The sequence below is a fragment of the Chitinophagales bacterium genome (genome assembly GCA_013816805.1).
GTDB lineage: Bacteria > Bacteroidota > Bacteroidia > Chitinophagales > UBA10324 > MGR-bin340.
The window spans coordinates 42,643-49,594 of the sequence record JACDDS010000021.1; the positions used below are offsets into that span (position 1 = coordinate 42,643).

The window sequence follows — 6,952 nt, forward strand, 5'->3', positions numbered from 1 at the left end:
GAAAACTTATCAATTCCAGCGTAAGCTCCGGAAGGATTATTTATCTTCCTTGCTCACGTTAAATAAAAAATCTTTTTCTGATTTCGTCAGAGTATCATATCCTGACTGGGCAATTTTATCGAGTATAGTATCGAGCTGTTCTTGTTTTGATACAGAAACATTCTTCTTTTGCGGAGCGGAAGAATAAGTTTTCTTTTTAGAAGAGTGAACTATTTTTACAGGGGGTTTTTTATTAAAAAAATGTGTGAAGTAATCTATCAGCCAGTTTACGCCCTGTCCTAAATCCCTTCCCGATTGCAGTTGGCGTATGTAAACAAATCCAAAAAAAGCACCACCTAAATGTGCAATATGACCCCCGGGATTGGAGGTGGGTATGCTGATGATATCCAGCAGAATAAGCACCACAGCAATCCACTTTATTTTAACGGAGCCAAATAGTAAGAGGAACATGGTATAATCGGGCACCAATGTAGCTGCAGCAATCATAATTGCCATAACGCTTGCGGATGCTCCCCAGGCACGTGACTCTGCAATGGCATCGCTGAATACCGGGAATACCTGATAAGTAATGATAAAAAGAAGAGCCCCAAATAACCCGCCCATTATATAAAGCGGCAAAATTTTTCGGTTACCCAAAAATTCAGAAAGAATTTTGCCAAACCAATACAGCATAAGCATATTGAACAGTATGTGGGTAAATTCAAAATGAGTAAATGCATACGTAATTAGTGTCCACGGTTGATGCAGCAGCTGATTAAAATCAGCAGGAATTCCCAGGTAAAATCTTAAGGATTCAGGATTGAAACTTTTGCCTGCAAGGAAATATGGAATACTAATTATATTGACAGTAAGAAATACGACCACGTTTAGGGCGATCAATTGATATACCATGCGATCGCTTCGCTTAAAAGTTTGTTTTATCTCTGTCCAGATCGTATTGCTTCTCATCAGTAAAAATCAATTCTTCTGTTTCGGTTCCAGTATTTCACCAGTAAAAATCCTATTACTGCTCCGCCTATATGTGCAAAATGCGCCACATTATCCTGTGCCCCGCTAAAGCCCGCATATAATTCAAAAGCTGCATAGATAAATACAAAATATTTTGCCTTAACAGGTACAAAAAAATAAACATAAAGATAAGTATTCGGAAACAGCATTCCGAAAGCTACCAGCACTCCGAAAACAGCACCGGAAGCGCCGACAATAGGAATATCAGCATATATTTTTAAGATGCTGTAAGCAAGATCAACAGATTGCCGGGCAATAGAAGTATCTTTCGGAATCTGTTTCCATTGGTCAATAAAACTTTGAACAGCTCCGGAATTAAGTAAATAATCGTAGCGCGCAGTGAGCGTGGCGAAAGAAGCAATATCGGGGTGGAGGGCATATGTATCAATTGCGCTTTGCATATGGGAATATACAAACCAGGTAACTCCCAGATGCATTACAGCACCTCCTAATCCACATACAAAGTAGAAGATGAGGAAACGCTTTGGACCCCATACATTTTCCAATGCACTGCCAAACATCCAGAGTGCAAACATGTTGGAAAAAATATGCAGGAAGCTTCCGTGCATAAACATGTGACTAATTAGCTGGAATGGCTTAAATAGGCTTGATGAAAAAAAATGCAGCCCCAGTAAATTGACGAGATCAACACCATACTTTTGCTGTATTACCAGAGTTGTAAAAAACATAAGGACATTTATTATCAGTAAGTTTTTTACAATTACGGGCAGGATTTGAAACCGGGTGGGCCGAAAGTCAGACATGTCGCGAAGTTATAGGTTATCGTGAATAGGTTAATGTAAGCACGAATAGAATATTGGAAAACTCTTTTGGTAGCAACCATAATATTTTACGGCAATTTTTAACGTGGTAAATCATTAAAGCGCTGCGCGTTAGTAAATACTGCTATAAAAAAATCAGCCATATAAGAGCCAGAATGGGTAGCAGGATTGGAAAAGCATAGCTCCATATATATCGAAAAAAGGAGGGCATTTCCACACGCATGTCTTCAGCTATTGATTTTACTATAAAATTTGGTCCATTTCCTATATACGTTATAGCGCCGAAAAATACGGCGGCCATCGAAATAGCTTTGAGATAAATAATATACTCCGGATTTTGAGAGAAAAGATAAACCGAAGAATTGTCAGTAGCAGCGAGGTTAAAGTAGGACATTACTACGGTTAAAAAAGTGAGATATGCCGGTGCATTATCGAGAAAACTGGAGGCAATACCAGTGCTCCAGAAAATAATACCAGGATTAAAATATTCCGTACTCCTGTATTGATTTGTAAAATCAGAAAGAAATGTTAAGGCTGGAATCATTGTAAAAAATATCCCAAAAAATAAAAATCCTACCTCCAGAATGGGTTCCCAGTGAAACTTATTACGTACCAATATTTTTTTATCACAAAAGATATAACAGGCGAATAGAAGGACACCTTGTAAAATCTCACGCACAAAAGAATGACCATGAAATGAGGGCAGCCAGTGTATTTTTGCCGGATCCAGAAATACGGTTAGCATAATGAGAATTAGCCAAATAAGATTTTTTAAACCTTCAATTCTTAAGGTTCCGGTTCGCTTCTGAAAAGGCAAAACACTTTTTTTATTATTTCGAGAATCAAAAAAAATAAAAATGGTCAACAATAATCCCACAACAAATAACCATTGATAAAATATATTATGGATCATCCATTCAAATGGAATACCCCGAAGGTAACCGAGAAATAATGGTGGCCCCATAGGCGTGAGGCCGCCTCCGACATTGCTGACTAAAAAAATAAAAAATACAATCAGGTAAGGCTTAATACGGTGTTCGTTTAATTGTATAAATGGCCGGATCAGCAATATAGAGGCGCCGGTAGTACCTATAAAGTTTGCAAGAACAGCTCCTGTAAATAAGATTAAGGTGTTAACAAAAGGACTAGGCTTGAAATCCAGCTTAATGAATATACTCCCGGAAACGACAAATAAGGCACTCAGTAAGGATATAAAAGAAAAATAATCAAAGCCAGCGGTTTCTATATCATGAATATTTTTTTTAATAAAAATATAGTAACCTATTACCAGCGCACTTAAAAAAATGGATATGGATTTATAATTTCTCTTCCAGTATTTTGGAAAAGCAACCGGTCCTAAAGCAATTAATAATAGTAAAATGACGAAAGGTGAAACCATACTTTAGGTGGAATGCCTCAGATGAAAACAAGATCAAACATCAGAAAACCTAGTGCTACTTACCTATTTTCATAGGGTATAAAGAAAAGTCTTTCGACCTAAAGCCATTTTTAAATGATATCTAACCGGCATAGCTATATCATTCCATCCCTATAATAACATATTATAAGCAAGCCCCGATTAATTATATCGGCTTAACTTTGCGCGCCTAAATTTTTACAGTGGATAACAGGAGTACTGTCAACCGTCTTTCCGTTGGTCTTTTAATGATAACCATTGGAATCGTTTTCGGGGATATTGGCACTTCTCCGCTCTATGTCATGTCCGCTATTATAGGCGATAAAACCTTGAGCAAAGAGCTTATTTATGGAGGTGTTTCCTGCGTGTTCTGGACGCTTACATTAATTACCTCGATAAAATATGTACTGCTGGTGCTTCGGGCCGATAATAAGGGAGAGGGTGGAATTTTTGCTTTGTATGCTTTAGTGCGAAAGCGGGCTAAGTGGCTGGTAATCCCTGCTATTATCGGTGGTGCTACACTATTAGCTGATGGTATTATTACCCCGGCTATTTCTGTATCTTCTGCAGTGGAAGGATTGCGCGATATAAATGATAGCATTGAAACGGTGCCCATTGTATTGGTTTTAATTGCTATCCTGTTTATTTTTCAGCGTGCTGGTACTCGTATTGTTGGTGCTGCTTTCGGCCCTGTCATGTTTATATGGTTTCTCATTCTGGGATTATTTGGTTTTGAAAAAATTCTGGGTCACCTTCAGATTTTAGGTGCGATTAATCCGGTATATGCCATAGACCTTGTGGCGGAATACCCTAATGGATACTGGTTACTGGGTTCGGTATTTCTTTGTACTACGGGGGCTGAAGCTCTTTATTCAGATCTTGGTCATTGTGGAAAAATAAATATTCGCGTAAGCTGGGTCTTTGTTAAAATTTGTCTTCTGCTCAATTATTTCGGTCAGGCTGCCTGGCTGATGCAGTATCAGGGAATGCAACGTTCTGACCTTCCCGCTTCCAATCCATTTTATGGTATTATGCCTGATGGATTTCTTATTTATGGAATCATCTTAGCCACATTTGCTACCATCATTGCCAGCCAGGCAATGATAACCGGGGCTTATACATTGATTAATGAAGCGATGCGGCTCAACTTTTGGCCTAAAGTACGGGTCCGGCATCCTACGGACCAGCGTGGTCAATTGTACGTGCCTTCTATCAACTGGATATTGTTGGTCGGATGTATTGCAGTCGTTTTATTTTTCCGGGAATCGAAGAATATGGAAGCTGCTTATGGCCTTGCAATAAATATTACCCTTTTGGTTACCACTATTCTTATATGTGCATATGTCTATATCCGGAGAGGCTCGCTAACCATAGCTATAGCTATAGGTGTTGCTTATTTATTTATAGAAATTATATTCCTTATAGCTAATCTTATCAAATTTCCACACGGAGGATATATTGCAATCATTGCATCATTATCATTCTTTGTAGTCATGTTTGTGTGGTATAAAGGCAGAAGGATCAAGAATCGTTTTTTGGAATTTGGATCCATGAAAGACTTGCTGCCGAAATTGGTAGAGCTCAGTGAAGACCAGAGTGTTCCCAAGTATGCATCTCATGTCATTTTTTTAACGAGCGCCAACTATCCTTCCCAGATAGAATCGAAAGTATTGTTTTCTATTTTCAACAAGCAGCCGAAGCGTGCCGATACGTACTGGTTTGTTCATGTTGATGTGATAGATGAGCCTTATACAATGGAATATGAGATGGAAGTGCTGGAACCGAATTTGGTGTTCCGCATAGATTTCAGGTTAGGATTCCGAATGGAGCCACGGATCAATTTGTTTCTGCGCAAGGTTATTGAAGACATGGTAGAAAAGGGTGAGGTAGATATAACGAGCCGGTATGAATCGCTGAATAAATACCACCTGCCGGGTGATTTCCGGTTTGTAGTAATGGAGAAATTTCTCTCCTATGAGAATGAGCTGCCCTTCTTTGAAAAGATCATAATGGATATTTATTTCTTTTTAAAAAGGATTTCACTGTCTGAAGGAACAGAATTTGGCCTGGATACCAGTGCAGTAACCATAGAAAAGATTCCACTTATACTCACCCGGCCCCGGGAACTAAAATTAACAAGGGTAGAGGAAAATGGAGATATGTTAGAGAAAGCAGAAACCACAGTGGAACTATAATGATATTGTTCATAGCCAGAATCTTCAGCATGTAAAAATAAGTGTCGATAAAATTATAGTAAAGCTTAAATTGCCTTGTTAAAAAACCAACAATATCGATATCGCAATCTCTTATCTTCGTGAACGTAAATTTTTATTGTGGATAGCAGGAGTACTGTCAATCGCCTTTCGGCGGGTTTATTATTAATTACAATTGGTATTGTCTACGGCGATATAGGGACGTCTCCCCTATATGTGATGTCTGCCATTGTAGGCAACAGGGTGATAAGCAAAGAGCTTATTTATGGAGGGGTTTCCTGCGTATTCTGGACACTTACACTTATTATTTCTATTAAATATGTATTTCTGGTTCTTCGAGCCGATAATAAAGGGGAAGGAGGAGTCTTTGCCTTGTATGCTTTAGTGCGAAAACGTGCCAGGTGGCTGGTTATACCTGCTATGATCGGTGGATCTACACTGCTTGCTGATGGAATGATTACTCCTGCTATTTCTGTTTCCTCTGCTGTAGAGGGACTAAGAAATATTAATGAGGAAATTCAAACGGTTCCAATTGTTATTATTATAATAACCTCCTTATTTCTCTTCCAGCGGGCAGGAACCCGAATTGTGGGAAGCTTATTTGGGCCGTTTATGGTTATCTGGTTCCTGATGCTTGCTGTAATGGGTGTGAGCAAAATTGTTCATCATATTGAAATTTTTAAGGCTATTAACCCGATGTATGCCATTCAGTTACTCACTAATTATAAGGAGGGGTACTGGTTGCTCGGTGCCGTATTTTTATGTTCTACCGGTGCCGATGCTCTATATTCTGATTTGGGGCATTGCGGAAAAGTTAATATTCGTGTAAGCTGGATTTTTGTAAAAGTTTGCCTCCTGCTAAACTATTTCGGGCAGGCAGCCTGGCTGATGCAATACGAAGAGCTGAAAAGAACAGATATTCCGGTAGCCAACCCTTTCTATGGCATTGTACCGGATTGGTTCCTGCTACCTTCCATTGTTATTGCAACGTTTGCCGCCATTATTGCAAGCCAGGCCATGATTACAGGAGCTTTTACATTAATAAATGAAGCTATGCGACTTAATCTTTGGCCAAAGGTGCGAGTACGGTATCCCACAATTCAACGGGGCCAATTATATGTTCCCTCCATTAACTGGATACTATTAACAGGCTGCATTGGGGTTGTGCTGTATTTTCAGGAATCTAAATATATGGAAGCTGCTTATGGTTTAGCAATTAATGTTACCATGATTGTTACTACGATATTAATTAGCACGTATGCTTATGTCAGACGCGGATCATTCACGATTATGCTCACCATTGGTTTCACATTTTTATTTATTGAGTTTTGTTTTCTGGTTGCTAACCTGATCAAGTTTCCTCTTGGAGGGTATATTGCTTTTCTCGCAGCATTTACCTTTTTATCTATAATGTACGCATGGTATAAAGGCAGAAGGATCAAGAATCGTTTTTTGGAATTTGGATCCATGAAAGACTTGCTGCCGAAATTGGTAGAGCTCAGTGAAGACCAGAGTGTTCCCAAGTATGCATC

Annotated in this window: 5 protein-coding genes; 2 read left to right on the plus strand and 3 right to left on the minus strand. The window is 39.0% G+C overall.

Going from position 1 to position 6,952, the window contains the following annotated elements; translation table 11 throughout:
- Nucleotides 1-36 precede the first annotated feature (36 nt).
- The 3 genes from H0W62_14685 to H0W62_14695 all read right to left on the minus strand — a co-directional run bounded on the left by H0W62_14685 (nucleotide 37) and on the right by H0W62_14695 (nucleotide 3,189).
- Nucleotides 37-948: a rhomboid family intramembrane serine protease gene (locus tag H0W62_14685; protein ID MBA3649765.1), complete on the minus strand. Its 912-nt coding sequence runs from the start codon at nucleotides 946-948 to the stop codon at nucleotides 37-39.
- A complete protein-coding gene (locus H0W62_14690) occupies nucleotides 948-1,772 on the minus strand; it encodes a rhomboid family intramembrane serine protease (GenBank protein ID MBA3649766.1) in 825 nt (274 codons plus the stop codon). The genes H0W62_14685 and H0W62_14690 overlap by 1 nt, the downstream gene beginning before the upstream one ends.
- A gap of 142 nt (nucleotides 1,773-1,914) precedes the next feature.
- On the minus strand, nucleotides 1,915-3,189 hold the full coding sequence (locus H0W62_14695) for a sodium:proton antiporter (GenBank protein MBA3649767.1): 1,275 nt from the start codon (nucleotides 3,187-3,189) through the stop codon (nucleotides 1,915-1,917).
- Between the two features lie 266 nt (nucleotides 3,190-3,455).
- Here H0W62_14695 and H0W62_14700 point away from each other — a divergent pair, with 266 nt between their 5' ends.
- Nucleotides 3,456-5,402, plus strand: coding sequence for a KUP/HAK/KT family potassium transporter (locus H0W62_14700; protein ID MBA3649768.1), 1,947 nt, complete (start codon nucleotides 3,456-3,458; stop codon nucleotides 5,400-5,402).
- Between the two features lie 138 nt (nucleotides 5,403-5,540).
- Nucleotides 5,541-6,952 (plus strand): KUP/HAK/KT family potassium transporter (locus H0W62_14705; GenBank protein MBA3649769.1); only part of this gene is annotated, 1,412 nt, incomplete at its 3' end.

Bases quoted from the DNA above. Each gene is read 5' to 3' on its own strand.
- H0W62_14695 (MBA3649767.1), bottom strand. From the start codon at position 3,189: ATGGTTTCACCTTTCGTCATTTTACTATTATTAATTGCTTTAGGACCG.
- H0W62_14700 (MBA3649768.1), top strand. From the start codon at position 3,456: ATGATAACCATTGGAATCGTTTTCGGGGATATTGGCACTTCTCCGCTC.
- H0W62_14690 (MBA3649766.1), bottom strand. From the start codon at position 1,772: ATGTCTGACTTTCGGCCCACCCGGTTTCAAATCCTGCCCGTAATTGTA.
- H0W62_14685 (MBA3649765.1), bottom strand. From the start codon at position 948: ATGAGAAGCAATACGATCTGGACAGAGATAAAACAAACTTTTAAGCGA.